22 protein-coding genes and 1 riboswitch are annotated in these 26,191 nt (G+C 70.5%); of the genes, 12 read left to right on the forward strand and 10 right to left on the reverse strand.

The window, feature by feature from the left end; all coding sequences use genetic code 11:
* The first annotated feature begins 120 nt into the window (after nt 1–120).
* Together M2271_RS07105 and M2271_RS07110 are read left to right on the forward strand one after the other, a co-directional pair.
* Nucleotides 121–990, forward strand: a complete 870-nt coding sequence (locus tag M2271_RS07105; RefSeq protein ID WP_280886259.1) for an alpha/beta fold hydrolase — start codon at nt 121–123, stop codon at nt 988–990.
* Between the two features lie 458 nt (nt 991–1,448).
* Nucleotides 1,449–3,017, forward strand: coding sequence for a M23 family metallopeptidase (locus tag M2271_RS07110; protein ID WP_280886260.1), 1,569 nt, complete (start codon nt 1,449–1,451; stop codon nt 3,015–3,017).
* A gap of 115 nt (nt 3,018–3,132) precedes the next feature.
* Here M2271_RS07110 and pcrA read toward each other — a convergent pair whose 3' ends face one another.
* Nucleotides 3,133–5,661 (reverse strand): DNA helicase PcrA, encoded by a 2,529-nt coding sequence (gene pcrA / locus M2271_RS07115; protein WP_280886261.1) that lies wholly within the window; start codon nt 5,659–5,661, stop codon nt 3,133–3,135.
* 638 nt (nt 5,662–6,299) lie between these two features.
* Nucleotides 6,300–6,468, forward strand: a riboswitch (cyclic di-AMP (ydaO/yuaA leader).
* 8 nt (nt 6,469–6,476) lie between these two features.
* Here pcrA and M2271_RS07120 point away from each other — a divergent pair.
* Nucleotides 6,477–7,709, forward strand: coding sequence for a C40 family peptidase (locus tag M2271_RS07120; RefSeq protein ID WP_280886262.1), 1,233 nt, complete (start codon nt 6,477–6,479; stop codon nt 7,707–7,709).
* A 59-nt stretch (nt 7,710–7,768) separates the two neighbouring features.
* On the opposite strand, the gene M2271_RS07125 is transcribed toward M2271_RS07120, so the two are convergent.
* Nucleotides 7,769–8,122: a hypothetical protein gene (locus M2271_RS07125; RefSeq protein ID WP_280886263.1), complete on the reverse strand. Its 354-nt coding sequence runs from the start codon at nt 8,120–8,122 to the stop codon at nt 7,769–7,771.
* A gap of 534 nt (nt 8,123–8,656) precedes the next feature.
* On the opposite strand from M2271_RS07125, the gene M2271_RS07130 reads away from it, so the two are divergent.
* A complete protein-coding gene (locus M2271_RS07130; protein WP_280886264.1) occupies nt 8,657–9,793 on the forward strand; it encodes a C40 family peptidase in 1,137 nt (378 codons plus the stop codon).
* A gap of 16 nt (nt 9,794–9,809) precedes the next feature.
* Here M2271_RS07130 and M2271_RS07135 read toward each other — a convergent pair whose 3' ends face one another.
* The gene (locus tag M2271_RS07135; RefSeq protein WP_280886265.1) at nt 9,810–10,784 is read right to left on the reverse strand and encodes a MarR family transcriptional regulator; all 975 of its coding nucleotides are present in this window, start codon (nt 10,782–10,784) and stop codon (nt 9,810–9,812) included.
* 55 nt (nt 10,785–10,839) lie between these two features.
* Here M2271_RS07135 and M2271_RS07140 point away from each other — a divergent pair, with 55 nt between their 5' ends.
* From M2271_RS07140 to M2271_RS07150, 3 genes are all read left to right on the forward strand, one after another.
* Complete coding sequence (locus M2271_RS07140; protein ID WP_280886502.1) at nt 10,840–11,700, forward strand: alpha/beta hydrolase; 861 nt, start codon at nt 10,840–10,842, stop codon at nt 11,698–11,700.
* Nucleotides 11,657–11,974 carry an alpha/beta fold hydrolase gene (locus M2271_RS07145; RefSeq protein WP_348539151.1) on the forward strand — a complete coding sequence of 106 codons (318 nt, stop codon included), beginning with the start codon at nt 11,657–11,659 and terminating at the stop codon, nt 11,972–11,974. Before M2271_RS07140 ends, M2271_RS07145 begins: the two co-directional genes overlap by 44 nt.
* 81 nt (nt 11,975–12,055) lie before the next feature.
* A complete protein-coding gene (locus M2271_RS07150) occupies nt 12,056–12,955 on the forward strand; it encodes a helix-turn-helix domain-containing GNAT family N-acetyltransferase (RefSeq protein ID WP_280886266.1) in 900 nt (299 codons plus the stop codon).
* 108 nt (nt 12,956–13,063) lie between these two features.
* Here M2271_RS07150 and M2271_RS07155 read toward each other — a convergent pair whose 3' ends face one another.
* A complete protein-coding gene (locus M2271_RS07155; RefSeq protein WP_280886267.1) occupies nt 13,064–13,822 on the reverse strand; it encodes a response regulator transcription factor in 759 nt (252 codons plus the stop codon).
* Nucleotides 13,819–15,111: an ATP-binding protein gene (locus M2271_RS07160; RefSeq protein ID WP_280886268.1), complete on the reverse strand. Its 1,293-nt coding sequence runs from the start codon at nt 15,109–15,111 to the stop codon at nt 13,819–13,821. The genes M2271_RS07155 and M2271_RS07160 overlap by 4 nt, the downstream gene beginning before the upstream one ends.
* Nucleotides 15,112–15,290: 179 nt before the next feature.
* Here M2271_RS07160 and M2271_RS07165 point away from each other — a divergent pair, with 179 nt between their 5' ends.
* Nucleotides 15,291–16,673, forward strand: a complete 1,383-nt coding sequence (locus tag M2271_RS07165; protein ID WP_280886269.1) for a PspC domain-containing protein — start codon at nt 15,291–15,293, stop codon at nt 16,671–16,673.
* Nucleotides 16,660–16,902, forward strand: coding sequence for a hypothetical protein (locus M2271_RS07170; protein ID WP_280886270.1), 243 nt, complete (start codon nt 16,660–16,662; stop codon nt 16,900–16,902). Before M2271_RS07165 ends, M2271_RS07170 begins: the two co-directional genes overlap by 14 nt.
* Before the next feature lie 303 nt (nt 16,903–17,205).
* Here the strand turns inward: M2271_RS07170 and M2271_RS07175 are convergent, their stop codons facing one another.
* Both M2271_RS07175 and M2271_RS07180 read right to left on the reverse strand, forming a co-directional pair.
* Nucleotides 17,206–17,730, reverse strand: coding sequence for a DoxX family protein (locus tag M2271_RS07175; protein ID WP_280886271.1), 525 nt, complete (start codon nt 17,728–17,730; stop codon nt 17,206–17,208).
* 259 nt (nt 17,731–17,989) lie between these two features.
* Entirely contained in the window at nt 17,990–19,288 is a 1,299-nt protein-coding gene (locus M2271_RS07180; protein WP_280886272.1) for a hypothetical protein, read from the reverse strand.
* A 179-nt stretch (nt 19,289–19,467) separates the two neighbouring features.
* Here M2271_RS07180 and M2271_RS07185 point away from each other — a divergent pair, with 179 nt between their 5' ends.
* Nucleotides 19,468–20,379: a DUF4429 domain-containing protein gene (locus M2271_RS07185; RefSeq protein ID WP_280886273.1), complete on the forward strand. Its 912-nt coding sequence runs from the start codon at nt 19,468–19,470 to the stop codon at nt 20,377–20,379.
* A gap of 164 nt (nt 20,380–20,543) precedes the next feature.
* Here the strand turns inward: M2271_RS07185 and M2271_RS07190 are convergent, their stop codons facing one another.
* Nucleotides 20,544–21,353, reverse strand: coding sequence for a class II aldolase/adducin family protein (locus M2271_RS07190; RefSeq protein ID WP_280886274.1), 810 nt, complete (start codon nt 21,351–21,353; stop codon nt 20,544–20,546).
* Between the two features lie 143 nt (nt 21,354–21,496).
* Between M2271_RS07190 and M2271_RS07195 the strand changes: the two genes are divergently transcribed.
* Nucleotides 21,497–21,964, forward strand: a complete 468-nt coding sequence (locus M2271_RS07195) for a pyridoxamine 5'-phosphate oxidase family protein (RefSeq protein WP_280886275.1) — start codon at nt 21,497–21,499, stop codon at nt 21,962–21,964.
* Between the two features lie 22 nt (nt 21,965–21,986).
* On the opposite strand, the gene guaA is transcribed toward M2271_RS07195, so the two are convergent.
* Nucleotides 21,987–23,558: a glutamine-hydrolyzing GMP synthase gene (gene guaA, locus M2271_RS07200; protein WP_280886276.1), complete on the reverse strand. Its 1,572-nt coding sequence runs from the start codon at nt 23,556–23,558 to the stop codon at nt 21,987–21,989.
* A gap of 422 nt (nt 23,559–23,980) precedes the next feature.
* Between guaA and M2271_RS07205 the strand changes: the two genes are divergently transcribed.
* Nucleotides 23,981–24,271, forward strand: a complete 291-nt coding sequence (locus tag M2271_RS07205) for a chorismate mutase (RefSeq protein ID WP_280886277.1) — start codon at nt 23,981–23,983, stop codon at nt 24,269–24,271.
* Between the two features lie 637 nt (nt 24,272–24,908).
* Here M2271_RS07205 and M2271_RS07210 read toward each other — a convergent pair.
* The gene (locus M2271_RS07210; protein WP_280886278.1) at nt 24,909–26,045 is read right to left on the reverse strand and encodes a hypothetical protein; all 1,137 of its coding nucleotides are present in this window, start codon (nt 26,043–26,045) and stop codon (nt 24,909–24,911) included.
* Between the last annotated feature and the right edge of the window lie 146 nt (nt 26,046–26,191).

The following is a 26,191-nucleotide window of genomic DNA, read 5'->3' on the forward strand; positions in this document are numbered from 1 at the left end:
TCACCAGGTCATCGCCCCCACCCGCCCCGCTCGCACTCCGTCGAAAGCCTTCGCCACGCCTCCCCAAGAGGGCACACGAAGGACAGCGCCGTCCCCCTGTGTGCCGACAGGAGGTCGGCCATGAAGGTGACCGGGGCAGCACTTCCCCTTCTTCCCCTCTGCCAGCGTCTGCTTCCGAGCAAACTGGCGGGACTCTCCCTGGCCCTCCTGAAGGCGACCGCCCTGGAGATCGCGATCCTCGCGGGCCACCTCCTCCTCTACCCCTCCGGCATCACCCAGGAGCGTCGCGCCCCCGTGCCCCCGATCCCCGCCCCGGAGGACGGCGCGGCCCAGCTGCCCAGGGAGGCCAAGCCCCCGGTCGTGCTGCTGCACGGGTTCATCGACAACCGCTCGGTGTTCGTGTTGCTGCGCCGCAGCCTCGCCCAGCACGGCAGGCAGCAGATCGAGTCGCTGAACTACTCGCCGCTGACCTGCGACATTCGCACCGCGGCGGCGCTGCTCGGCCGGCACATAGAGGAGATCTGCGAGCGCACCGGCAGCCGACAGGTCGATGTCGTGGGGCACAGCCTGGGCGGGCTGATAGCGCGGTACTACGTGCAGCGACTCGGCGGCGACCTCCGCATCCGCACACTTGTGACGCTCGGCACCCCGCACTCCGGCACCCGGGTGGCGCCGCTGGCGAACGCGCACCCGATCGTGCGCCAGATGCGCCCCGGCTCGGATCTGATCGAGGAACTGACCCTCCCGGCACCCGGCTGCCGTACGCATTTCGTGAGTTTCTGGAGCGATCTGGACCATCTGATGGACCCGCTGGAGACCGCCTGCGTCGAGCACCCCGACCTGATCGCGGAGAACATCCGGGTGACCGGCATCGGTCACCTCGCCCTGCCCGTGCACCCAGCCGTCGCGTCCGGAATACGGCGGGTTCTCGACACGGCACGCCCGGGTGAGGAAACCATCTCGCGCTCCGGCGGGCTCACAGTGGCGTAAAGCGGCGCAAAACCGGCGCAATCCATGACCCGCGCCCCGTGCCCCGCCCCACACCCCGGCCTCGTAACCCGCCGCAGCCGCCACGAGAACCCTTTCCGCACCCGCCCCGGACAGCAGGAGAAGAGCCACGGGAGGACAGTCCGCCATCGACCCGACGGCGACACGAGAGCGGCACGAGAGCGGTCCGACAGCGACCCGTCGGCAGCGCGAGAGCGGCCCGACGGCGGGCAGAACGCCGGTCCGACGACGGTCCCCTATCGAACATCCTTCGAACGCAAGGCCAAACCCTCGCCCTCAGTCCCCCGAAACACGGCCGAATGCCCGTTTCCTGCGCCAGGGAAACCTGACGAACATTGTCGCGCCCGCATACCGCCGGGTACAGTCGCCGCACTGCTCTGCCAGCCCCTGTTGTCGAGGCGAAAGAGAAGTTGGTGAACGACCGTCACCCGTCGGGGAGTATGACCACCCCGGCTCCGGCTTCCGACGCCGCCCCGGCGACCTACGCGTCGTACGGCACCCAGGAAGCCCAGTACGGCGACCTCACCACGTATGGCGGCTATGACGCCACCGGTTTCGAAACCGGCACCTACGCGACGACCGCGTCGGCGACCTTCGAGTCGGACCCCCTCTTCGGCAGCCTTCCCGGCGAGGCCACGGGATCCTACGACACGGGGACCTGGTCGACGGGCGGCCACCAGACCCTGAACTACGACATGTACGCGGCCCAGCATCACGCCGCGTACGACACCGGCGCCTACGACACCAGCGGGTACAACACCGGCGGGTACGACGCCACCGCCTGGACCGCCGAGCACCAGCAGCTTTCCGCGATCCCGCCGCAGGCCACCGGCCCCGACATCAGCGGTCAGTGGGATGCGAGCGCCTGGCTCCAGCCCCACCACTCCGGCGCCCCTGCCGACCAGACCCAGCAGGCCGACCAGACCCAGCAGTGGGAATGGGGCACGCAGGCCTTCGACACCGGGGCGTACGACGCCACCCAGTGGAACTCCGACGGCCATCACACAGCGGCCGGCGCCGAGGAGTACCAGCAGCAGGGCGAGGCGTTCGACCAGCAGGAGACGGCGACCTTCGACCAGGTCGCGTACGGCGAGCACCCTCCGCACGAGGGTGGGCTGAGCGCCACCGGCGAGATGCCGGTCCTGTCGGATTTTCCGTCCGACGCCGACTCCCCTCTCGTCGACGACCAGGAAGAGGTCGTCCCCACCCCGGCCGCGGCCACCCCGGCCCCGGCCACGTCGTCCCGCGCCGCCTCTCGCAGCGGGTCACGCTCCCGTCGTCGTATGCCCGCCAAGCGGTCCGCCCTGCTCACGGTGGCCGTGCCCTCGGCATGCGTGATGGGGGTCGCCGGGATCGCCGCCGCCTCGGTCACCACTCTGACCCAGGACGACACGGACGCGTCGAACACCGCGGCCGCGTCGGACGCGACCGCCGTCAAGCCGTCCACAGCGAACAACAAGCTGGACACCCAGCTGAAGACCCTCTCCGCCGAGGCGGACGACTTCAGCGACCGGGTCAGCCGGACGCAGGAACGTATCGACCTCAAGGCCCAGCAGGAGGCCGAGCGGAAGCAGGCGGCCGCGGAGGCGGCCCGCAAGGAGCGGCTGCGTCCCAAGTACGCGCTGCCGGTCGCCCAGCCCGGGCTCAGCGCCTACTTCGGCCAGTCCGGTATCAACTGGATGTCCGTGCACACCGGCATCGACTTCCCCGTCTCCTACGGCACGACCGTGAAGGCCGTGACCGACGGCACCGTGCGGACGCAGTGGAACAGCGCGTACGGCAACATGCTGATCCTGACGGCGAAGGACGGCACAGAGACGTGGTACTGCCACCTCTCCACCTACCGAGTCTCCTCCGGGACGACCGTGCAGGCCGGCGACCCGATCGCGTACTCCGGGAACTCGGGCAACTCGACCGGCCCGCACCTGCACCTTGAGGTACGGCCGGCCGGTGGCTCGGCGATCGACCCGCTGCCGTGGCTGCGCAGCCACGGCATCGACCCGACATAGGACCACGCGGGACGGTCGTAGGACCACGCAGGACCGGGGGCTTGCCGCCCGCAGACCCCCGTCTCCCGCAACACCGCGCCCAGAACGCGCCTGGAACGCGCCTGGAACACTTCTCCTACAGCTTCTCCACCGGCGCGTACCGCAGCAGCAGCCGCTTCGGCTTCTCCTCGCCGAAGTCGACCGTCGCCTCCGCGTTGCTGCCGGCCCCCTTCACACCGACGACCGTGCCCAGTCCGAACTGGTCGTGCGTGACCCGGTCCCCGACGGCCAGCGCGACCACCGGCTTCTCCGAGGTCCGACGGGTGGCGAACCCGGAAGCGCCCGAGGCGGACGAGCGGGAGCGGGACGAGGACAGTGCGGCCGCCACACCGGACACCGGGCCGGAGGGCACCGGTGACGTGGCACCCGTGCGTTTCCAGTCGACGTGCTGCGCCGGGATCTCCTCCAGGAAGCGGGAGGGCGGGTTGTACGAGGGCTGTCCCCACGCGCTGCGCAGCGACGACCGCGTCAGATACAGCCGTTCCCGCGCGCGGGTGATGCCGACGTACGCCAGGCGCCGCTCCTCCTCCAGTTCCTTGGTCTGGCCGAGGGCGCGCATGTGCGGGAAGACGCCGTCCTCCATGCCGGTGAGGAACACGACCGGGAACTCGAGGCCCTTGGCGGTGTGCAGGGTCATCAGGGTGATGACTCCGGAGCCGTCCTCGTCCTCGTCGGGGATCTGGTCGGAGTCGGCGACCAGGGCCACCCGCTCCAGGAAGGCGGAGAGCGTACCGGGGACCGAACCGGACGCCTCCCCCTCCGCGGTCTCCTGTTCGAACTCCAGGGCGACGGCGGCGAGTTCCTGGAGGTTCTCGATCCGGGTCTCGTCCTGGGGGTCGGTGGAGGCCTGCAACTCGGCGAGATAGCCGGTGCGTTCGAGCACCGCCTCCAGGACGGTCGCCGGGCCCGCGCCGGAGTCGACGATCGTACGGAGCTCCTCCATCAGCGTGTTGAACCGCTTCACGGCGTTCGTCGAGCGCGCGGCCATGCCGTACGCCTCGTCGACGCGCTTGAGCGCCTGCGAGAAGCTGATCTTCTCCCGCTGGGACAGGGCGTCGATCATCGCCTCGGCGCGGTCGCCGATGCCGCGCTTGGGAACGTTCAGGATCCGGCGCAGCGGGACGGAGTCCTCCGGGTTGGCGAGGACCCGCAGGTAGGCCAGGACGTCCCGGACCTCCTTACGCTCGTAGAAGCGGACACCGCCGACGACCTTGTAGGCCAGGCCGACACGGATGAAGATCTCTTCGAAGACACGGGACTGGGCGTTCGTCCGGTAGAAGACGGCGACGTCTCCCGCCTTCGCGTCCCCCGCGTCCGTGAGGCGGTCTATCTCGTCGGCGACGAACTGCGCCTCGTCGTGTTCGGTGTCGGCGACATAGCCGGTGATGCGCGCGCCCGCGCCCGCGTTGGTCCACAGGTTCTTGGGGCGGCGGGACTCGTTGCGTTCGATGACCGCGTTGGCGGCGGACAGGATCGTCTGCGTGGAGCGGTAGTTCTGCTCCAGCAGGATCGTCGTCGCGTTCGGGTAGTCCTCCTCGAACTGGAGGATGTTGCGGATGGTGGCGCCGCGGAAGGCGTAGATCGACTGGTCGGCGTCGCCCACGACACACAGTTCGGCGGGCGGGACGTCGTACTCGTTGGGCGGTACGTCCACCGGGTGCTCGGAGGAGCCGACGAGTTCCCGTACGAGGGCGTACTGGGCGTGGTTGGTGTCCTGGTACTCGTCGACGAGGACGTGCCGGAAGCGGCGGCGATAGTGCTCGGCGACGTCCGGGAAGGCGCGGAGCAGGTTGACCGTCGTCATGATCAGGTCGTCGAAGTCGAGGGCGTTCGCCTCGCGCAGCCGGGACTGGTACATCGCGTAGGCCTGGGCGAGGGTCTTCTCGAATCCTCCCCCAGAGCCGATAGCCTGGGAGGTGCCCCCAGTTACCTGGGCGGCGAAGTCCTCTTCGTCGATCAGCTCGTTCTTGAGGTTGCTGATCTTGGCGCTGAAGGACTTCGGCGGGTAGCGCTTGGGGTCGAGGTCCAGGTCGCGGCAGACCAGGGCCATCAGACGCTTGGAGTCGGCGGCGTCGTAGATCGAGAAGGACGACGTGAAGCCGAGCCTCTTGGACTCCCGGCGCAGGATCCGTACGCACGCGCTGTGGAACGTCATCACCCACATCGCGTTCGCGCGCGGGCCGACGAGCTGCTCGACGCGCTCCTTCATCTCGCCGGCGGCCTTGTTGGTGAAGGTGATCGCCAGGATCTGGCCCGGGTGCGCGTTCCGCTCGCCGAGCAGGTACGCGATGCGGTGCGTGAGCACCCGGGTCTTGCCGGAACCGGCGCCGGCCACGATGAGCAGCGGGGTGTCGTGGTGCACGACGGCGGCCCGCTGGTTCTCGTTCAGCCCCTCCAGCAGCGCGGCCGCGTCCACCACGGGGCGCGGGGCGCCGTCGCGGTAGTACGGGTCCCGGTCCGGCGGCACGTCGAACTTCCCGCCGAACAGATCGTCCGGAACGGGCTCCGCAACGTGATCGTCCTCGGGCGGCGGCGGGGGTTCCTCCTCGTGCCCACGAGGGGTCTGGAGGTTCGCCAGGAAGCTGTCATCAAAGAGGCTGCTCATCGCTCTCCGAGTCTAGAGCGCCTCACTGACACCCCACCGCCGACCCGAGAACTCCAGCCGAATGCCGGCGCCGGGGCCGGGGCCGGGGCCGGGGCCGGGGCCGGGCCCTTGCCCTCTCAGAAGCGGGGAGTCTTCCAGAGCCGTCCGCCCGGCCTCCCCTCCCCTCCCCTCCCCGCACCTTCCAGGGCCGCGCCGTCGCGGTCCGCTGTCGGCCGGCGCCGACCAGGCAAGACAGTCGACCAGGCGAGACATGAGCCTGGCCGTCGTACGGATCGACGGCGACGCCCTGCCGGGAACGGCACCTTCACTTTCGTACGGGCCGTACGGCCCCGTACGACTCCGGCTCCGGCTCCGGCTCCGGCTCCGAACGTCTTCGAACGTCTTCGAACGGCGAAATCGATCTGCACGTCAGCCCGCTCTTCGTCAGCCAGTGACGAAGGTCTCGCGACACCGCCACTCAGCAGATATACGGACAAGCCCGTGCAGGTCATGGCGCATAGGCCACGCCATGCGAGGTTCTGACTTGAGGTCACGAAAATGTATCGGGCATTTCGACCATCAACCTTCACAGGCGCCACACCAGTTGGCTACGGTTTCGGACAGGCCGTACGACCCCCACCGGCGAACGTCGCCGGGCCGCGCGGCCTCCGCCGAATCCGGAGCCACCACCGCGTGACCGGAACCGGGGACCCACCGAACTTGGGGTGAATCGGCCGACCCCCTCCAGGGCGTGGCCGTAGGGCAAACCTTCCATAACCACCCGCCCGAACCCGACAGCTAACTCGGTAGGCGGAGCATGGAAGGAGTCGCCTCCCTTGGCGTCGCACCGCAAGTCGCGTCCCCCGGGTACGCGCGCAGCAGGCATACGGACCCCCGCCCTCGCGACGGCGGCCCTCACCTCCGTCGCCCTGCTGACCCAGTCGGCCGCCGCCGCCCCGGCCGCCGACAGACCGAGCCTCGAAGAGGTCGAGAAGAAGGTCGACGACCTCTACCGCCAGGCGGAGTCGTCGACCGACAAGTACAACGCGGCCAAGGAGAAGACCGCGAAGCAGCGCGAGGCCGTCGACGGCCTCCTGGACGACGTCGCCCAGCGCACCCAGAAGCTCAACACGGCGCGGGAGGAGCTGGGTTCCTTCGCCGCCGCTCAGTACCGCACCGGCGCCTCCGCGCCCGACACCGCGACCTTCCTGCTCGCGGACTCACCGCAGGACTACTTCGACCAGACCCAGCTGATGGGCCGGATGACCAGCCGCCAGAAGGTCGCGGTCGACGACTACGTCACCGAGCAGTCGGCGACGATGAAGAAGCGCCAGGAGGCCGCGGAGAGCCTGCGGACGCTCACCGAGTCGCAGAGTGATCTGAAGACGGCGAAGGCGACCGTCCAGAAGAAGCTCGCCGACGCACGTGGCCTCCTCTCGCAGCTGACCGCCCAGGAGAAGGCGCGGCTCGCGACGATCGAGAAGCAGAAGCAGCAGGAGGCGGCGCGCAAGGCCGCGGAGCTGGCGCAGCAGCAGGCGGCGGCGGAGCAGAAGGCCCAGGAGGCGGCCGCGGCTCAGCAGCAGCAGCAGGAGCAGGAGCAGGAGCAGGAGCAGAACAGCTCCTCCGGCACGGCCACGTCCGGGTCCGGGGCCGGGTCTGGCGGCGCCACGTCCGGGTCCGGCACGACCACCACGCCCGACTCCTCGTACGCGGCCAAGGCGGACAAGGCGCTCGCCTTCTCCCGCGCGCAGATCGGCAAGCCGTACGTCTGGGGCGCCACCGGCCCCGGGTCCTACGACTGCTCCGGCCTCACCCAGGCCGCCTGGAAGGCCGCCGGCGTCACCCTCCCCCGCACCACCTACGACCAGGTGAACGCCGGCACCACGGTCTCCGTCTCCAACGCCCAGCCCGGTGACCTGGTCTTCTTCTACGACGACATCAGCCACGTCGGCGTCTACATCGGCAACGGCATGATGATCCACGCCCCGAAGCCGGGCGCGTACGTCCGCGAGGAGTCGATCTTCTACGACGGCGAGTCGTCGATCTACCGGGTGGTACGACCGGCCTGACGGTCACCGCCGGGGGCGGTCCGCGCTGGTCCGGCGGCCCCTCCCGGCGCCCGTCCGCCTCACGTCCACAGCACCGCGATGAAGATGTTCGCCGTGGTCAGCGCACCCACCAGGCCGAACAGGCCCTTGTCCACCTTCTCGTCGTCGCGCTTCACATAGACGAGCCCCAGGATCACGATCAGCAGCGCCAGCTTCACGCCGATCTTGATGTTGTTGACGTGCTGGTCGTCGGCCTGGTTGAGGCCCACCAGGATCGCCCCGGTGACCAGCATCGTCAGGGCCCCGTGCAGCATCGCGGGGACGAAACGGGCGGTGCCGCGGCCCATCGCCTTCATCTGGGTGAGGAAACCGCCCAGCAGCGAGGCGATGCCGATGATGTGCAGGCCGACGAAGAGATGGATGAGTACGTCCATGAGGCGGAGCCTAGTCAGGGCCGCATCGGGCGCCTGACACCGGGCCCGCTCCCCTCGCCGGCCTCCCTTGCCCACTTCCCTTGCCCGCCTTTACTCGCTCCCCTTGCCCGCCTCCCTTGCCCGCCTCCCTCAAATGGCTCTTGCGTACATGCGGCCCATAGCAGCCAATCACCCGCAACACCCCCGAAACCCCCACTTCGGTCATCACGCAGCGTGAAGTCGACGGCGACGACGCCGGATCGCGGTCGCTTACGGTCACCAGGTGGTCCACTCCCGGCACTTCCGCACAACCCGTTACCGTGCCGTCACGGTCAGGCTTAGCGTCCTCCACCAGGTGACCGGCTCCCCACCGCAGCCCCTGGCCAGGGGCTGCAGTCGGCCACCACCGCCGAGAAGTCCGGCGGCGCCCCGTTCCCCCTGTGCGGGCCGCCGCCGGACGCCTCATCCGCCCCCGGGCGGCCGTACGTCCGCTCCGCTCAGCGGTCGTACGGATGCGGCGGTCGTAGGAGTCGTACGAAAGGACGTGCAGTCCAGTTGGCAGCGCACCGCAAGCCCCGGCGACGTTCGGTCAGCGGCAACCCGGTCCGTGCGGTGGCGACGATCGCCCTCGCGGGCGCGGCGACGGCGACGGGCTTCGACGGGACCGGACTCGCCGCGCCCCAGCCGGCGCCGACGCAGGTCAAGGCCGAGGTGAACAAGCTGTACCGGGAGGCGGAGGTCGCCACCGAGAAGTACAACGGCGCGCGGGAGAAGACGGAGGCCGCCGAACATCGGCTGTCGACCCTGCGGGACGAGGCGGCCCGCCGGACGGAGAGGCTCAACTCGGCGCGGGACGCGCTGGGTTCGACGGCCAGGGCGCAATACCGCGACGGCGGCCTCGATCCCGCCCTGCAACTCGCGCTGTCCGCCGATCCCGACCAGTACCTGGACGGGGCCGAGTTCGTCGAGCGGGCGGGCAACCGACAGGCCTCGTCCGCCGCGAGCGTCCGCAGACAACTGCGGGAGATCGAGCAGTTGCGCGGGGCCGCCCGCATCGAGCTGACCTCGCTGACGTCCCGCCAGGCGGAGCTGAGACGGCACAGGACGACGATCAACGGAAAGCTGACCGCAGCCCGACGGCTACTGTCCCGGCTGTCCGCCGAGGACCGCGCCCGCCTCGGGCAGGGCGCCGGTTTCGGGGAGAACGGCGGCTTCGGGGAGGGCGCCGGCTTCGAGGAGGGCGCCGGCTCGGCCCGCGCCGCACGGTCCGCCCGCGCCGCGCAGGACGGCCTGTCGGCAACCGGGACAGCCACCTCCGATACACCCAACCCCGATACGCCCAACTCCCGTGCTGCGGCCGCCGTCTCCTTCGCCTACGCCAAGCTCGGCAGCCCGTATGTGTGGGGCGCGACCGGCCCGGACGCCTTCGACTGCTCGGGTCTCGTCCTCTCCGCGTACCGCGCCGCGGGCGTCTCCCTGCCCCGTACGACCTACGCCCAGATCGGCGCCGGCCGGCGCGTCTCCCGCTCCGAACTGCTCCCGGGTGACCTGGTGTTCTTCTACTCCGGCATCAGCCACGTCGGCCTCTACGTCGGCAACGGCCAGATGATCCACGCCCCGAACCCGTCGGCACCGGTGCGCCTGGCCTCGATCAGCGAGATGCCGTTCGCGGGGGCGACACGGGTGGGGTGAGAGCCCGTCTGATGGCTCACGGCTGTCCAACCGCGAGGGGACGAGATGTGGCCGATTGTCGACGGTCACGAGCGGCAAGAGCTTCGCGGGAGAGGACGACCGCGTTCTGACGGCGCAGCTCTCCACCGCCCCGGGGCGGTGTCACGGGAGCGCCCGGTGAGGCCGTACGGCACCCCCGGCACAGGCCGCCGACGAAGGCCTCAGGGCGTCCCGGCACGCCGCACTCGGTGCACTCCGGCATGAGACGGCGGGGGCGGCCCGAGGGAAGCTCATCGAAAGCCGCCGGTACGGGGGTGGGCGCGGGCTGGGGCGGCAGCTTGTCCCGCAGGCGGCGTGCGACGAACCCGCGCGGAGCGTGGACGGCGTCGGGCAGGCCCGCGGTCAGGGCCTGGATCACGGAGACGGTACTCGCTCCCCGCTCCAGCCACGGGGTGACCAGCTCGGTGAGGGCGTCGCAGTCGGCGGCGGAAAGGGCGAGCCGGGATTCGATGCTGCCGAGCCGGGCCAGGACCCGGTAGGCGGTGGCGGCATGCGGCTCGGTGGGCGCGGCTTTGGCGGGCGCGGCCATGGGGGATGCGGGCGCGGCGGTGGCGGGCGAGGCGGTGGCGGGCGAGGCAGTGGCGGGCGAGGCGGTGGTGGGCGAGGCGGTGGTGGGCGAGGGCTCAGCGGGCGCGGGCACGTCGGTGGATGGGGTGGTGTGGTCGGGCGTCGGGTTGACGTCCGACGCGACGCCGCCGCCCGGAGCCGGTACGTCACCGCCCTGGGCGATCTCCGGGGCTTCGCCGCCGCTCATGAGGGCGGCCCACCAGGCGTCGCCCCGTGCGGCGCTGGACCAGTACGTACGGAACACCCAGCGGGTGCCGTTGTCCCCGGTGGCGGCCAGGACCCGAGCACGGTGCAGGTGCCCGGCGCGGGACAGAGCGGTAAGGGCGCTGCTGACGGCTCGCTGACCGTGCAGGGGCAGTGCTTTGGCGAGGCTCTTGATGTCCATCGCAGAGCCGTCGGGCAGCCTCAGTTACACCGGTAGATTCTCCGCGGTGACCTTGATGGAGACGCAGGGCCTCACGTCGATGACCGACGAGGCGCAGTTACGTTGGATGGCGCTGGGGGACACGACTCGGCAGCCGGCCGTGATCCTGCTCCATGGCGGTCCGGGGCTGCCGGATTATCTGGGCGATGTCGCCCCCATGATCGCGGACCTCGCGCCCGTGTACCGGTACGACCAGCGTGGCACAGGCCAATCCCCGTGGCAGGGCCACCATTCCTTCGCCCGGCATGTCGACGATCTTGCTGAGCTGCTCGACGCATGGGGCGTGCCCAAGGCCGTGCTGATCGGGCACTCCTACGGCACGAATCTGGCGAGCCGGTTCTGTCTGACGCATCCTGACCGGGTTGCCGCGATGCTGCTGATGTGCGGGCCGTTCGTCGGTGATTGGCGTACCGGGGACCGAGCGGAGCGCGGCCGCCGCATGTCCGCGGCGCAGCAGGAGCAGCTCCGCGCCTTGGAGGAGTTGCCTCACCGCACGGAGGAGCAGGAAGTCGCGCTGCTCACACTGGCCTGGTTCACCGACCACGCCGATCCCGAACGGGGGTGGCACTGGGCCGCGCAGGGTGCCCGGCGGCGGCGCCCCGTCAACTGGGCTATGAACAGCGAGCTCGGCAAGGAAGGCCGCGCGGACCCGCTCGATGAGCATCTTGCCGAGCTCCGCGCATGCCTGCCCGCGCGGGCGGAGCTCCTCGGTGGGGCCGATGATCCTCGTCCTGTGTCGGCGCTTGAAGCACTCGCGCTCAGGCTCGATCTTCCGCTGACCCGGGTCGAAGACGCTGGGCACGAGCCCTGGTTGGAGCAGCCCCACACCATGCGTGCGCACCTTCGGCGGTTCGTGCAAGGCACGGTGGGCTCATAGGGCTTCGACCGGATTGCAGGCCGGCCTCATCCTCGGCTGTCGGCACCGCGGCAGGGCTGGTGTCGAAAGGGAACGGCAGGTTCCCCTCCTCGCCGTCTGGGGCGCAGGCGACGAGATCTTCGGCCCGGACGGAGCACGCGCCTTCACAAGGGACCTGCCGGACGCGGAGATCCACCTGGTTCCCGGAGGTGGACACTTCCTGCTCGAGAGTCACCTGGACACCGTGGCCGGGTATGTCCGCGGGTTCCTGACCGTCGCCGCGTCACCAGCGTGAAGCCCGTGGAGCCCTCCCCTTGTGCGCCCCCACGCGGACCGCCTCTGGCCGCACACCAGATTCTCTGACTAGAGTCAGAGAATGGATGCGACGCAGATCGACCAGGTGCGGCGGTTCAACCGCACCGTCACCGAACGCGTGGGCGTGCTCCACGACCACTACCTGGGCCGCGGCCGGCCCATCGGTGAGGCCCGGCTGCTGTGGGAGATCGGCGAGCAGGGGAAGGACGTACGGCGACTGCGCGAGCGCCTCGGGCTCGATTCCGGGTACGTCAGCCGGCTGCTGCGCTCTTTGGAGACCGAGGGCCTGGTGACGGTGGAGCCGCAGCCCCAGGACAGACGGGTGCGTACCGTCCGGCTCACCGAGGCGGGCCGCGTGGAGCGTGCCCTGCTGGATACCCGCAGCGACGAGTTGGCCGGCTCCCTGCTGGAGCCGCTCAACGCCGCCCAGCGCTCCCGGCTGGTCGCCGCCATGGCCGAGGTCGATCGGCTGCTGACCGCCGCGACGGTCACGCTGGATGCCGTCGACCCTGACCATCCCGACGGCGAGCGATGCCTGCGGTCCTATTTCGCCGAGTTGCAGGAGCGCTTCGAGACCGGCTTCGATCCCGCGCGGAGTCTGCTGCCCGACGCGGGCGAACTCCGGCCGCCGCACGGGCTGTTCCTGATTGCCCGGCTGCACGGCGAGCCCGTCGGCTGCGCCGGTCTGAAGCTACCGGCTGACGCCCCGGCCGAGGTCAAGCGCATGTGGGTCGCGCCCCGCGCCCGGAGGCTCGGCCTCGGCCGCCGGTTCCTGGCCGAACTGGAGGCGCGGGCTGCCCTGCACGGCCACGACGTACTGCGGCTGGACACCAACAAGGCTCTCAGCGCGGCGATCGGCTTGTATCACTCCTGTGGCTTCCAGGAGGTCACCGCTTTCAACGACGAGCCGTACGCACACCACTGGTTCGAGAAGCAGATCACCAGGGCGTCGTCGGGGTGAGGGTTCCGACGAACCCTCGGGGTCCACTGCCCTGGTTCTGGCGGGTGCCCCCTGCGTTTGTGTCAAGGCAGGGGACCTCCCTCGGCGGCTGTCCGAGTCTCGGCAGGGTCACACCAGCCGTCGTGCCGTAGCCCACCGTGTCAGCTCGTGCCGGTTGGACAGCTGGAGCTTGCGGAGGACTGCCGAGACATGGGACTCGACCGTCTTGACGGAGATGAAGAGCTGCTTGGCGATCTCCTTGTAGGCGTAGCCGCGGGCGATCAGGCGCAGGACCTCGCGTTCACGCTGGGTGAGGCGGTCGAGATCCTCGTCGACGGGAGGCGCGTCCGTGGACGCGAAGGCGTCCAGCACGAAACCGGCGAGCCTCGGGGAGAAGACCGCGTCGCCCTCCTGGACCCGGAAGATGGAGTTGATCAGATCCGTGCCGGTGATCGTCTTGGTGACATAGCCCCGCGCGCCGCCTCGGATCACCCCGATCACGTCCTCCGCCGCGTCCGAGACGGAGAGCGCGAGGAAGCGGACGGGCTGCTCGGCGTCGGACATCAACGGGGCGCAGCGGCGCAGGACTTCGACGCCACCGCCGCCCGGGAGGTGGACGTCGAGGAGGACCACCTCGGGGCGGGTCGCGGTGATGACCGTGACCGCCTGGTCGACGTCCGCGGCCTCGCCGACGACCTCGACGCCGGTCTGGTCGGTCTGGCCGATCTCGGCCTGGACGCCCGTACGGAACATGCGGTGGTCGTCGACGAGGACCACGCGCGCATGCCGCGCGCCCGCGCTCCCGCCCCCACCCCCGCCGGAGGTGTTCGCGGACTCGGCCGTCTCCGCCGCTCCAGCCGTGCCGTTGTCGTCGGTCGGGTCGCTCATGACGTCTTCTCCGCCCTCTCCATCTCCAGCTCGACCTCCGTGCCGCCGTCCGGCACCGCGCGCAGTCGCGCCGTGCCCCCGTTGCGCTCCATACGGCCGATGATCGATTCTCTGACACCCATACGGTCGGTGGGTATCGAGTCGAGGTCGAAGCCGGGCCCCCGATCCCGGACGGACACGAAGACCGTCTTTCCCTCGACTTCGGCGAAGACCTGTACGGCCCCGCCCTCGCCACCGTACTTGGCCGCGTTCACCATCGCCTCGCGTGCGGCTTGCATCTGCGCCGCGATTCCCTCGTCGAGGGGGCAGTCGCCGACGACCACGACCTCGATGGGGACGCCGTGATTGTCCTCGACCTCCGCGGCGTTGCGCCGGACCGCGTCGGCGAGGGTGGTGGGTTCGTCGGCCTCGTCCTTGCCGGTGCCCTCGGGTTTGTAGAGCCAGGTGCGCAGGTCACGCTCCTGGGCGCGGGCGAGGCGGCGTACCTCGCCCACGTTCTCCGCGTTGCGCTGGATCAGGGTCAGGGTGTGCAGCACCGAGTCGTGGACATGGGCGGCCACCTCGGCACGCTCCTGGGCGCGGATGCGCATCAGACGTTCCTCGGAGAGGTCCTGGGTCATGCGCACGAGGTAGGGGCCGGCGAGGAGCGTTATACCGACGAGGACCGCGAGGGCGGCCTGCAGGACCGAGCCGAGGTGGGAGGCGGAGCCTTGCAGGACGAAGATCCCGGAGGCACCGGCGGTGACGAGCAGGACACCGGCGCCCGCGCGCAGCAGCGTGAGTGTGCGCCGGCGGCGGCCGGCCTCGACCCAGCGGGCCCGCCGGGCGTTGTCCGCCTGCCGCCAGACGAGGGCGACGCCCGCGCCGACCAGGACGATCGGCCACAGATACGCCTTCGCGCCGTTACCGAGGTTCACATTGCCGACGAAGACCATGGCCACGACGACCATGAGCAGCAGGGCCACGATCTGGCCCTTGTCCGGTCTGCGGGTGACGAGCTTGCGGCGGCCGTCCGGCGAGGTCTCGGTGGTGACCAGGGACGGGGGTCGCTGACCGCCGACGCCGCCGACGCCGAGGGGTACGAAGAACCAGAACGCGGCATACAGCAGGGCGCCGAGGCCGTCCGCCATGAACAGGCCGACGAAGACCAGCCGCACCCAGATCACGGGCAGCCCCAGATGCCCGGCGAGCCCCCGCGCCACGCCACCGAGCCAGCGTCCGTCACTGCTGCGGTAGAGCTTGCGCGGCGGCCGCGGTTCCACGAGGGGCGCTGCTGCGGCTTCCGGCATGCCAACGATGGTCACACGACGGGAGGTCCGGGGCATCAGGGTTGTCCCCCGAGACACCCCTGATCTTCGACGGGCCGCGCCGTCGAACGCTTCCCCGGCGCCGGATCAGGGGCGATATCAGGGTCCGGCCAGGGTCGTACCGACTGCCGTTGCGCGCGCTTGCCCGTCACCATGGACACATGACAGAGCGCCAGCATGCCGCGGACTCCGTGCCGGACGAGGACACCTCGTCCGGCACGCGCCCCGCGCCCGCCGCGGAAAAGGAACCGCGCGCGACCGAGCTGCCGCGCAGGTTCCGGCGCGACCGACGGCACAAGATGCTCGCGGGGGTGTGCGCCGGGCTGGGGCGGCAGTGCGACATGGACCCGGTGATCTTCCGGATCACCCTCGCGGTGCTCTCCGCGACCGGTGGGATCGGCCTCCTCTTCTACGGCTTCGCGTGGCTCTTCGTGCCGTACGACGGCGAGGACGAGAACGAGGTCCGCAAGCTCTTCACCGGCCGCGTCGACGGTCAGGCGCTGACGGCCGTGCTGTTCGCGCTGGTCGGCTGCGGGGTGTTCCTGACGCTGCTGAACAACGGCGGGGTGCTGACCTTCGCCGTCGTCCTCTCCCTGCTCCTCGCGGGCGCCGGCTACTGGTCGCGGCACCGTGGCGCACCCGACACGGACCCGCTGGCCGCGCAGGCCGTCGCCGACGCCCCGCCGGAGGCCCAGGCGCCGCCGGTCCCCGCCGCCTACCCGTCCTGGTGGCGGGACCCCATCGTGAAGGACGGCACCCATGTGGGCGGCACCGGCTATCTGTGGGGGCCGCGTGATTCCCGTGACCGGGACATCGACGCGGCCGTCAACATCAGCCTCGGCACCACGTGGGCCGGCCGCCAGGACATACGCACGCCGCCCGAGCGGGCGCCCAGGCCGCGCGGCCCCCGCTGGATCGGCGGCAGGGTCTTCGTCCTGGCGCTGCTCGCGGGCGGCCTCGGCACGGGAGCGACGTGGGAGGAACAGACGCTCGGCACCAGCCTGCAGACCGGTCTGGCCTGCGCGCTCATCGTGCTCGGCGTCGGCATCGCGGTCAGCGCGTTCCTGGGGCGTACGGGTGCAGGGTCGATCTTCCTGGCGATCATCACGGCGGGCCTGCTCGCGGCCTCGACGGCGCTGCCCAAGAACATCGGCACCGACTGGGTGCGCACGACCTGGCGGCCCGCCGCGGTGGCCGACGTCCAGCGGAAGTACGACCTCGGCACCGGCGTCGGAACCCTGGATCTGACCCGGCTGCGGTGGGGCAAAGGACAGTCGGCGACGTTGGTGGAGTCGGAGGTCGAGGTGGGCGTGGGCCGGGTGCGGGTGGTCGTGCCCCCGGACATCACGGTGAAGCTGAACATCGACGTGGGGGTGGGCGACATCCAGTTGCCGGGCGACAAGCAGAAAGACGTGGATGTGAAGCCGGGCAGGTACAAGCAGGTGACCCTGCCGCCGAGCCCGGGTGTGAAGAGCGCCGGCACGGTCGACCTCGACCTCCAGGTGGGCGTGGGCCAGGCGGAGGTGAGCCGTGCTACGTCATGAGTTCCAGCCCGGGAAGCTGGTCGCCGGCACCTTCCTCACCCTCGCGGGCATCATCTACGCCGGCGACGCGGGCGGTCTCTGGGAGACCCCGTGGTTCGCGGTGATCCCCGCGGTGGTGATCGGCCTGTTCCTGGCAGGTACGACCGCCATCGTGACCCGGTCCCTGCGCAGACGCCGGAGAGCGCGCCACGCGGAGCCGGCGGGAGTGCCGACGGAGACACGAGAGTGACCGGCGCCGCGCCGGCCACCCTGGTCCAGGCGGGACAGGCCGACGGGGACATCCATCAGGACGTCACCGTCGACGACATCTACCTGCTCTTCAGCACCGCCCCCACCGACCAGCCACCCGCCGCCCGCCGCCCGCGCACACTGGCTCACCCTCGTCCTCACCGGCCTCACCGCCCACACACGAACCCAAAGCAATCAGCCCGAAAGCACCCAGCCCACCTCGTAACCGGCTGTTCCGGTCGGGGTGGGCTGGGCGTCATGGTGTGTGAACGGGCGTAACCGTCAGATCAGGCGCAGCTCTGACTCATCGCCAGACGCTTCGGTCACGTCGGCGTTTGATCAGGGCGTCCAGGGACCAGTAGGGCGCCCCGGCCAGCACGAGAGGCACCCAGCAGAACATGTACGGGAGGTCGTTGCCGTAGTAGTACGGGTCGGACGCCCAGCTCATGGTCAGCCACAGGCTCAGGGAGATCAGCGCGCCGCCCAACGCGGCCAGGCGGGCGAGGAGGCCGATCAGGACGCCGATGCCGACGGCGAGTTCACCGAAGGCGATGGCGTAACCGAAGCCGGCGGGGTTCTTCAGGGACAGGTCCACCAGGGCCGGGATGGCGGAGGAGTCGCGGACGGTGCGCATCAGGTCGCCGACGGAACCGGAGCCGGATGCCTTCATGAAGGCGCTGTCGGTGAGCTTGTCCAGTCCGGCGTAGATGAAAGTGACACCGAGGAAGACGCGGAGTGGGAGCAGGGCGTAGCGGGTAGCGGTGTCCCGCCAGCCGCGACCGCCCTCGACATAGGGGGAATGCGTGTCCGTACGAACGCCGTGAGTCATCGCTCCAAGCCGCCTCTCGCCTGCCGTGCAGTGACCCCTTGAAAGACGATACGTACGACCGGGGAGCCACACTCAATGCTGTCCCGACCAGTCTCTCCGATATGAGCGGCCCCGGCCGCTGCTCGGTTCCATCAATGACAGGGGGTCACTGCACGGCAGGCGGCAGGCGGCAGGCGGCAGGCGGCAGGCGGCAGGCGGCAGGCGGCAGGCGGCAGGCGGCAGGCGGCAGGCGATCACATCGGCTACTCGGTCACCTCGATCACTCGGTCACCTCGATCTCGTACCGGTTCGTCTCCACGCCCGTCGCCGTCACCACCTGGACCACCACCCGGCCCGGCTCCACGTCCACCGGTACCGGCACCGTGAGCACCGCGTCCGCCGGGTTGCTGAAGCCGCCGGTGACCGGGACGAGAGGGACGCGGACGTTCACCGCGCCGATGCGGACGACCGTGCGGGAGAGGCGGTCGGCGGTCTGGGCACCCGGGGGCACGAATCCGGCACCCCGGATCTCGATGTCGTCGCCGGTGCGGATCGGCCCGTCCAGGTCGCCGGCCTCCCGAGCCCGTACGACGGAGTGGATCACCGGGCGCCCGCCCTCCGCGTACTTCCCGGCGAGATAGGTTCCGGCCGACACCAGCACCACCACCGCCAGCCCCCAGGGCAGGTCCGGCAGTTGGTCGGGGCGTCGGGCGAGCCGTACCGCTGCGAACAGGAGGGCCACCGCGCTGATGACGACGTACTGGATGTCGGCGAAGGTGCCCCGGCCCGCGTCATCGGTCAGCAGATCGGAGGCGCGCGGCCGGTCCGCCCGTACCTTCTGCAGCCGTTGCCCGAGCACCCGCAGTCCGACCACGCGCCGCACCAGCACGGCGATCCCGCAGACCACGGCGAGCACGCTCACCACGCCCGCGCCCCGGGCGAGTTCGAGACCGGAGATCAGCGCGTCGCGTTCGGTGTGGCCGGAGGCGGCGGCCAGGCGGCCGACCAGCACGAGCACGGCGTACGCGACGAAGAGCACCCAACCGACCGCCACCGCGCGGGAGGTGGACAGCCGGTGGTCCTCGCCGATCACCGGCGCCAGCGCCCCGCCGCGCGCCCGGTGGAACCAGGAGGCCGCGGTCAGGGCGCCGGCCAGCACGAGGGCGGCCAGCAGACCGGCCGTGCGCGCGGTCGTCCAGCCCGCGCCGATCGCCGTGAGCGCCTGCGCCAGGAGCAGTACGACGACCAGCCCCCACACCGTGATCGCGGTACGGCGCCACAGCGAAGCCAGCCAGGCCTCGCCCTCCGCCCGGGCGCGTTCGGCGACCAGTTCGGCGGACTGGGTCAGCTCCTCCGATACCCACTGGCGGGAGGCCGTGGCCGAGTGGGCGACGCCCGCGGGCAGCCCCTCCCCCACCGCGAACCCGTCCCGCTTCAGCAGGAACGCGGCGACCGCCTGCCGGTGCCCCGCACGCGCCCCGTGCGGACAGTCCCCGCAGGTGCAGCCCCCTCCGTGCGCACTCCGCGGGCCGCCCTGCGCGCCCCCGCCCACGCCCTGTCTCGCCTCCTGCACCGCCACGTCCGACGTCCGCCTTCCCAGCCCCGCAACTGCCCTACGATGACAGCGAATTGTGCCCTATCCAGCACGCTCCGCGTCGGCCAGGCCGGTCAGCGCGGGTGAAGTAGCGGGTGAAGCAACGGGGGAAGTAGCGGGTGAAGTGCGGGCCGCTGTGTTGACCCGGCTGCGAGAATGTGGCCATGGCCGAGATCATCCAGCGCGACGGGACCTGGGCCTTCGACGGCAGCACGGTCCGGATCACGCCGGGTCTGCACCGCTCCGTGCCGCTGTTCCGGCAGACGTACGGGGAGATCGCCGTGCCCCTGGAGGCCATCTCGGGCGTCGTCTTCGAACCCGAACGCAAGCGTGGGCGGCTGCGCATGTGGCTGCGTGAGGGCGCCGATCCGCTGCTCCAGGCGACCGGTGGGCGGCTGCCCGATCCCGCCGATCCGTACCGGCTGGCGGTGGACATCGACCGGGCGGGGGTCGCCGAGTACGTGGCCGAGGAGATCCGCCACGCGCTGCTCCTGGACCAGATCCCCCAGGAGCCGGCCAAGGCCTATCTCCTGCCCGGGCCGCCGGTCCCGGTCTCGGTGCGTTCCTCCGACGGCACGGTCTCCTTCGACGGCACCCAGGTGCGCGTCGACTGGTCCGACACCTCCGACCGGGTCAAACGGGCCACCGGTCCGCGCATCATCACCATCGGGGACGTCGTCCAGGTCGAGTGGCTGCCCAACTCCGGTTACGAGGACGGCTTCCTGCGCTTCGCGACCCGCGAGACGGCGTTCTCCAAACTGCCGCCCGAGAAGGACCCGTACGCCCTGGACCTGTGGGGCAGCGCCCGCCGTGACCTGCTCACGGCGATCGTCGCCGCCGCTGTCACGGCCCGGCTGCCGCACCCCTCCACCCGCACCGGCGTCGGGTACGACGAACGCCCCGCCGACCACCCCGCCGACGACCGCCCCCGTCTCGCGGCGGCGGCTTTGCCCCCGGCCGACCATCACGACGTACTCCTGCGAAGGCTGCGGGAGTTGGGCGAACTGCACCGGGCTGGGGTGCTCACGGACGAGGAGTTCGCGATGACCAAGGCCGCCGTGCTCCGCGACTTCTAGCACTGGCTCGGCACTGGCTCGGCACTGGCTCGGCACTGGCTCGGCGCGAAGCCGAAGATGCTGACGGCCCGCGCGTTGCCGGTGACCCAGATGCTGGTGCGGGTCAACCGCGAGATCCCCCTACCGGCGCCCTCCGGCAATCCCCCTACCGGCGCCCTCCGGCACTAACTCAGCAGGTCCGGCTCGCTGCGGCTGATGTCCTGCCACATCGGCTGGTAGTTGATCCACGCCACCAGGTCCCCGCCCAGTTGCTCGCGGGTGGCCACCGCCATCTTGTGGTCGATCAGGAGGGGGCGTCCGGCGGCCTTCGCTGTCAGCTGTACCTGGCAGGACCGTTCCAGCGACAGGAACCACCAGGCCGCCGCGTCCACCGAGTCTCCGACGGTCAGCAGGCCGTGGTTGCGCAGGACGAGCGCCTTGCGAGTGCCGAGGGCGGTGGCGATACGGCGGCCCTCGTCGGCGTCGACGACGACGCCGGAGTAGGCGTCGTACAGGGCGTGGTCCTCGTAGAAGGCGCAGCTCTCCTGGGTGATGGGGTCCAGGAGGTCGCCCAGCGCGGACAGGGCGCGGCCGTGCACCGAGTGGCAGTGGGCGACGGCGACGACGTCGGGGCGGGCGGCGTGCACCTGGGCGTGCACGGTGAACGCCGCCTGGTTGACGTGGTGGCCGCCCTCGATGACCTGCCCGTCGGAGTTGGCGAGCACCAGGTCGCTCACGGTGACGTGCTTGAACGGCATCCCGAACGGATTGACCCAGAAGCAGTCGCTGTACTCCGGGTCGCGGGCGGTGATGTGTCCGGAGACCCCGTCCTCGAAGCCGAGCCGGCCGAAGATCCGCAGCGCGCCCGCGAGCCGCTCCTTGCGGTGCCGTCGCTCGTCCTCCACCGACTCGTGCATCGGCGGCATGGCGAACCGCAGCCGGTCGGTGGGCAGCGGCTGCGGCGGTGTGGGCCCGGCATCGGGCGTGCCGTGCATCTGTCGGTCCTCCAGCACTGGGGGGCTTTACGGGGCGGAAGTTACCGTCGGTCAGGGCAAGAGAACAGCGCCGAGCGGTAAAGATGAGGTACACAAGCAATACACGACAGAAGATGTCGGTTTTCGACAGGAGAATGGCTGATATGAACTGGGCAGCATTCTCTTCCTCGGAACCCGATCTCGCCAGGACCGTCGAGGCACGCTTCGGCGCCTTCACGCACCACGTCCTCGCCACCCTGCGCAAGGACGGCTCGCCGCGCACCACCGGCCTGGAAGCGCGGTTCCTGAACGGCGAGCTGTGGCTGGGCATGATGCCCGACTCGCTCAAGGTCCTCGACCTGCGCCGCGACCCCCGTTTCGCACTTCAGGCGAATCCCGGAGAGGGGCAGGGCATGGGCGGCGGTGACGTACGCGTCAGCGGCCGGGCCATCGAGGTGGACGACCCGGGAACCATCGCCGGATACGTCGAAGAGGTGGAACCGCCGGAGCCGTTCCACCTCTTCCGCACCGAGCTGACGGAGGTCGTACGGACCTACGTGGAGGACGACACGTATCTGGTCGTCCAGGTCTGGAAGCCCGGAGCCTCGGTGCGCACGCTCAGGCGAACCTGAGCCCTGAGCTGCGAAAAGGAGCTCACTCCCACTCGATGGTGCCCGGCGGCTTCGACGTCACGTCGAGGACCACCCGGTTGACGTCCTTGACCTCGTTGGTGATCCGGGTCGAGATCTTCGCGAGGACGTCGTACGGCAGCCGCGACCAGTCGGCCGTCATGGCGTCCTCGGAGGAGACCGGGCGCAGGACGATCGGGTGGCCGTAGGTGCGGCCGTCGCCCTGGACGCCGACGCTGCGGACGTCCGCGAGCAGGACCACCGGGCACTGCCAGATGTCCCGGTCGAGGCCCGCCGCGGTCAGTTCCTCGCGGGCGATGGCATCGGCGTCCCGGAGCAGGTCCAGGCGCTCCCTGGTGACGTCGCCGACGATACGGATGCCCAGGCCGGGGCCGGGGAACGGCTGGCGCTGGACGATCTCCTCCGGGAGGCCGAGTTCCTGGCCGACCATCCGGACCTCGTCCTTGAACAGCTGCCGCAGCGGCTCGATGAGCTGGAACTCGAGGTCCTCGGGCAGGCCGCCCACGTTGTGGTGGGACTTGATGTTGGCGGTGCCGGTACCGCCGCCGGACTCCACCACGTCCGGGTAGAGCGTGCCCTGGACCAGGAAGGCGACCTCGGGACCCTCGTCCGCGATGATCTCGGCCTGGGCCTGCTCGAAGACCCGGATGAACTCCCTGCCGATGATCTTCCGCTTCTGCTCCGGGTCGGAGACCCCGGCGAGCGCCTTGAGGAAGCGCTCCTCCGCGTCCACGACCTTCAGCTGGACGCCGGTCGCGGCCACGAAGTCCTTCTCGACCTGTTCTGTCTCGCCCTTGCGCATCAGGCCGTGGTCGACATACACGCAGGTCAGCTGGGAGCCGATGGCCCGCTGGACGAGGGCTGCGGCTACCGCGGAGTCCACGCCGCCGGACAGACCGCAGATCGCCCGCTTGTCGCCGACCTGCTCACGGATCGCGGCGACCTGCTCCTCGATCACGTTGCCCGTGGTCCAGGTCGGGGCCAGGCCCGCGCCCCGGTACAGGAAGTGCTCCAGCACCTGCTGGCCGTGCGCGGTGTGCATGACCTCGGGGTGGTACTGGACTCCGTAGAGCTTCTTCTCGTCGTTCTCGAAGGCGGCGACCGGGACGACGTCCGTGGACGCGGTCACCGTGAAGCCCTCGGGGGCGGCGGAGCAGGCGTCGCCGTGCGACATCCACACCGACTGCTCGTCCGGGGTGCCCCCGAAGAGGGTGGAGCCGGAATTCGAGACGTGGAGGGGCGTGCGGCCGTACTCGCGGGCGCCGGTGTTGTCGACGGTGCCGCCGAGGGTCGTGGCCATCAACTGGAAGCCGTAGCACATGCCGAAGACGGGAACGCCGGCCTCGAAGAGCTCGCGGTCGAGCCGGGGGGCCTCGTCGGCGTACACCGATGAGGGGCCGCCGGAGAGGATGATCGCCGCCGGGTTCTTGGCGAGCATCTGAGCGACCGGCATGGTGCTCGGCACGATCTCGCTGTAGACCCGGGCCTCGCGGACACGACGGGCGATGAGCTGGGCGTACTGCGCGCCGAAGTCGACGACCAGGACGGTGTCGGGGGCGGGGGTCGCTGATGACACGGGGGCCTTCCGGCGGTGGGGCGGGGTCTCTGTGCTATCCGATTCTACCGAGGTGGGCGGGAGTGGGGCCCCGGCACCTGAGAACGGGGTCCAGGCACGTGAGGTCCGGAGTCCAGGCACCTGAGATCCGGAGTCCAGGCACCTGAGGGCGGGACTGCGGACCTCGGAGCGGGACTGCGGACCTCAGAGGTGCGGATCGGCGCCGGAAAAGTTCCGTGGCATACTGGCGCCCATGCTCACGCACCCGACCTTCCTCTTTACCTATGGCAACCGGCCCACCGGCTGCCATGGTCGTGCTGCTTGAGCTACTGACAAGCGACTTCCCAGGCGCCCCGGGCCGACAAGGCCCGGGGCGCCTGGCGTTTTCCGGACCTTGCCGCTCCGGGGCACCGCACCGCACCCCTTCCGACGAGGAGCCCCGCATGACCGCCACGACCGCCACCGACGTGACCGGCGCCCGTACCCCCGAGGCCGCCGACGTGATCACCGGTGCCCGTGAACGCATCGACGCCCTGGACGACCGGATCATCGGACTGATCCAGGAACGGGTGGCCGTGTCCACGGTCATCCAGGAGGCCAGGATCACCTCCGGCGGGCGGCGGGTGAACCTGTCCCGTGAGATGGAGATCCTCAGCCACTACAGCGAGGCACTGGGCAAGCCGGGAACGTCCCTCGCGATGACCCTGCTGGAGCTGTGCCGGGGTCGCATCTGAGTTCGGGCCCGCTCTCACCCGTACGGCGCGTGACCGCGACGCGCGACGCTTCGTTGGTGGTGGTGTCCGTGCCAGCCAGGGGCGGGCTCGAACGAACCACGCGTGGCTCGCTGGAGCGATGAGACGTACGGATCGTGCCGTGTGTCGTGGGACCTCGCTCCGGACAAGTGACCGGACGGCAGGGGACAGCAGCCCGGTCACCCAAGAGAACGGTCGGCTCCGGGGACGCCCGGGGCCGCCCGGCGGAAGCACAACAAGACCGGGTCAAACGGTTGCGGAGGCCCGCAGCCAGCCAGCACGATGCGTAGAAAGCCCCCAGTCCCACCGTGGACAACTGCATCAACCGCCCGCGACAACGGCAACAACTGCATTCGTGTGGTGCCTCATTGCCAAAGGTCGAGACCATTCACGCGCCCCGCATGCGCCGGGGCGCCGACCCAGGGCACACAAGCAAGCGGCGCAACCCCCCGGCGCCGCTCCCAGGCACCGGCGCTGCCCTGACGTCGGTGCTGACTGAAGAAAGGCCCCGCGGGTCCGAGCCGATGCGGTTCGAACCTGCGGGGCCCTTCGTCTGTCAGAGGCCCGGAAGAGGCCTGCCAGAGGCCTGCCAGAGGCCTGCCAGAGGCCCGTTCGCAGGTCAGACTCGGGACACCGATCCGCAGGTGTCCGGGTCGGTGTCCAGGTTCCCACTGCGGTCGTAGGGGTCCGTCGTCGGGCCCGTCGCGGGCGCGCCCGTCGGGTCGGCCGAGTCGAACCGCGGGTGCAGATAACCGTCGTACACACCGCAGGCCGAGTTGCCCGAGCTCACGTCGTAGCGCAGGACGTCGAGTCTGCCCGGCGTGGCCCGGTAGCGGGCGGGGTCGAGGAGTTCGACGTCGAGGACGCGGCGGACGATGGTGCGCGTGACCTCGGTCGAGCCGTCGGTCCGCACCAGCGGGTAGACGAAGGTGTAGTCGGCGTGCACGGCGACGCCCCCTTGGTCGCCCTTCGCGAACGTCATCCGGCCGCGTGTCTTGATCACCTCACCGACCAGCTCCACGTCCGCGGGGTCGAAGCGGCTGAACATGCGCAGCGGGTCGTCGTCCTTGCCGGGCGCGCGCAGGGACCGGTTCACGTCGTCGACCAGGTCGGGCTGCTGCGGGTCGAGGACCGCGAGGACGGCCTCCGGGCGTTCTCCGCGCAGGGTCTTCGGGTCGAGGTTCGCGTGCACGAGCAGCTTCCTGGTCTGCTGGAGCGCGAGTTCGACCCGGTCCTTCGGCAGCCCTCCGACGGCCGTGGCCTCCGGCAGGGCGATACCGGCCGCGCCGTCGGCCCACCGCAGGGCGGGAGATCCGGCGAAGGGCTCGTCCAGGGTGGGGGGTTCGGGGTCCGTGGCGGCCGGGGGCGCGGTGGGGGCCGCGGTCTCCGCCGGGAGCGACGAGGCCGCGGCCTGTGACGATCCCTTGCCGAACGGGTCGCCCGGCAGCAGCGACGGCTTCATCGCCACGACGACCACGGCGAGGGCGACGGCCACACCGCCGATCGCCCACAGGCGCCGACGCCTCGCCGTGCGCCCGCCCCTCTCGCGCCCTGCCGGGCCGGTGCGCCAACCCTCCGGCTGCTCACCCCGCGCCTCCTGCTGCCGCAGCCGCTCAGTCACCAAACGGGCCCGCGCGGAGGGCTCCTTGGGGGCCGAGCCGCGGATGTCCCGTTCGGTATCGCGGGCGAACTGTTCCCAGACGTCGTCGGGAATCTCCGGAGTCGAGGACGGTTCCTCGGACGGCTTGTCAGACACGAAGCACAGTTCTAAGCGCTGGGAAAGCGCATTCACAAGGCGATCCAAGGTGTGACTCACCCCACATAAAAATCCTGTGAAGGCGAGTGCAACCTTTCACACGCTTCACAGATCAAACACGGCGAACCTAGGGCCACACCCGCGCC

The sequence above is a fragment of the Streptomyces sp. LBL genome (genome assembly GCF_029893585.1).
Taxonomy (GTDB): domain Bacteria; phylum Actinomycetota; class Actinomycetes; order Streptomycetales; family Streptomycetaceae; genus Streptomyces.

Bases quoted from the DNA above. Each gene is read 5' to 3' on its own strand.
- M2271_RS07105 (WP_280886259.1), top strand. From the start codon at position 121: ATGAAGGTGACCGGGGCAGCACTTCCCCTTCTTCCCCTCTGCCAGCGT.
- M2271_RS07135 (WP_280886265.1), bottom strand. From the start codon at position 10,784: ATGGACATCAAGAGCCTCGCCAAAGCACTGCCCCTGCACGGTCAGCGA.
- M2271_RS07185 (WP_280886273.1), top strand. From the start codon at position 19,468: ATGGCCGAGATCATCCAGCGCGACGGGACCTGGGCCTTCGACGGCAGC.
- M2271_RS07165 (WP_280886269.1), top strand. From the start codon at position 15,291: ATGACAGAGCGCCAGCATGCCGCGGACTCCGTGCCGGACGAGGACACC.
- M2271_RS07110 (WP_280886260.1), top strand. From the start codon at position 1,449: ATGACCACCCCGGCTCCGGCTTCCGACGCCGCCCCGGCGACCTACGCG.
- M2271_RS07205 (WP_280886277.1), top strand. From the start codon at position 23,981: ATGACCGCCACGACCGCCACCGACGTGACCGGCGCCCGTACCCCCGAG.
- M2271_RS07175 (WP_280886271.1), bottom strand. From the start codon at position 17,730: ATGACTCACGGCGTTCGTACGGACACGCATTCCCCCTATGTCGAGGGC.
- M2271_RS07195 (WP_280886275.1), top strand. From the start codon at position 21,497: ATGAACTGGGCAGCATTCTCTTCCTCGGAACCCGATCTCGCCAGGACC.
- M2271_RS07140 (WP_280886502.1), top strand. From the start codon at position 10,840: ATGGAGACGCAGGGCCTCACGTCGATGACCGACGAGGCGCAGTTACGT.
- pcrA (WP_280886261.1), bottom strand. From the start codon at position 5,661: ATGAGCAGCCTCTTTGATGACAGCTTCCTGGCGAACCTCCAGACCCCT.
- M2271_RS07160 (WP_280886268.1), bottom strand. From the start codon at position 15,111: ATGCCGGAAGCCGCAGCAGCGCCCCTCGTGGAACCGCGGCCGCCGCGC.
- M2271_RS07150 (WP_280886266.1), top strand. From the start codon at position 12,056: ATGGATGCGACGCAGATCGACCAGGTGCGGCGGTTCAACCGCACCGTC.
- M2271_RS07125 (WP_280886263.1), bottom strand. From the start codon at position 8,122: ATGGACGTACTCATCCATCTCTTCGTCGGCCTGCACATCATCGGCATC.
- M2271_RS07155 (WP_280886267.1), bottom strand. From the start codon at position 13,822: ATGAGCGACCCGACCGACGACAACGGCACGGCTGGAGCGGCGGAGACG.
- M2271_RS07190 (WP_280886274.1), bottom strand. From the start codon at position 21,353: ATGCACGGCACGCCCGATGCCGGGCCCACACCGCCGCAGCCGCTGCCC.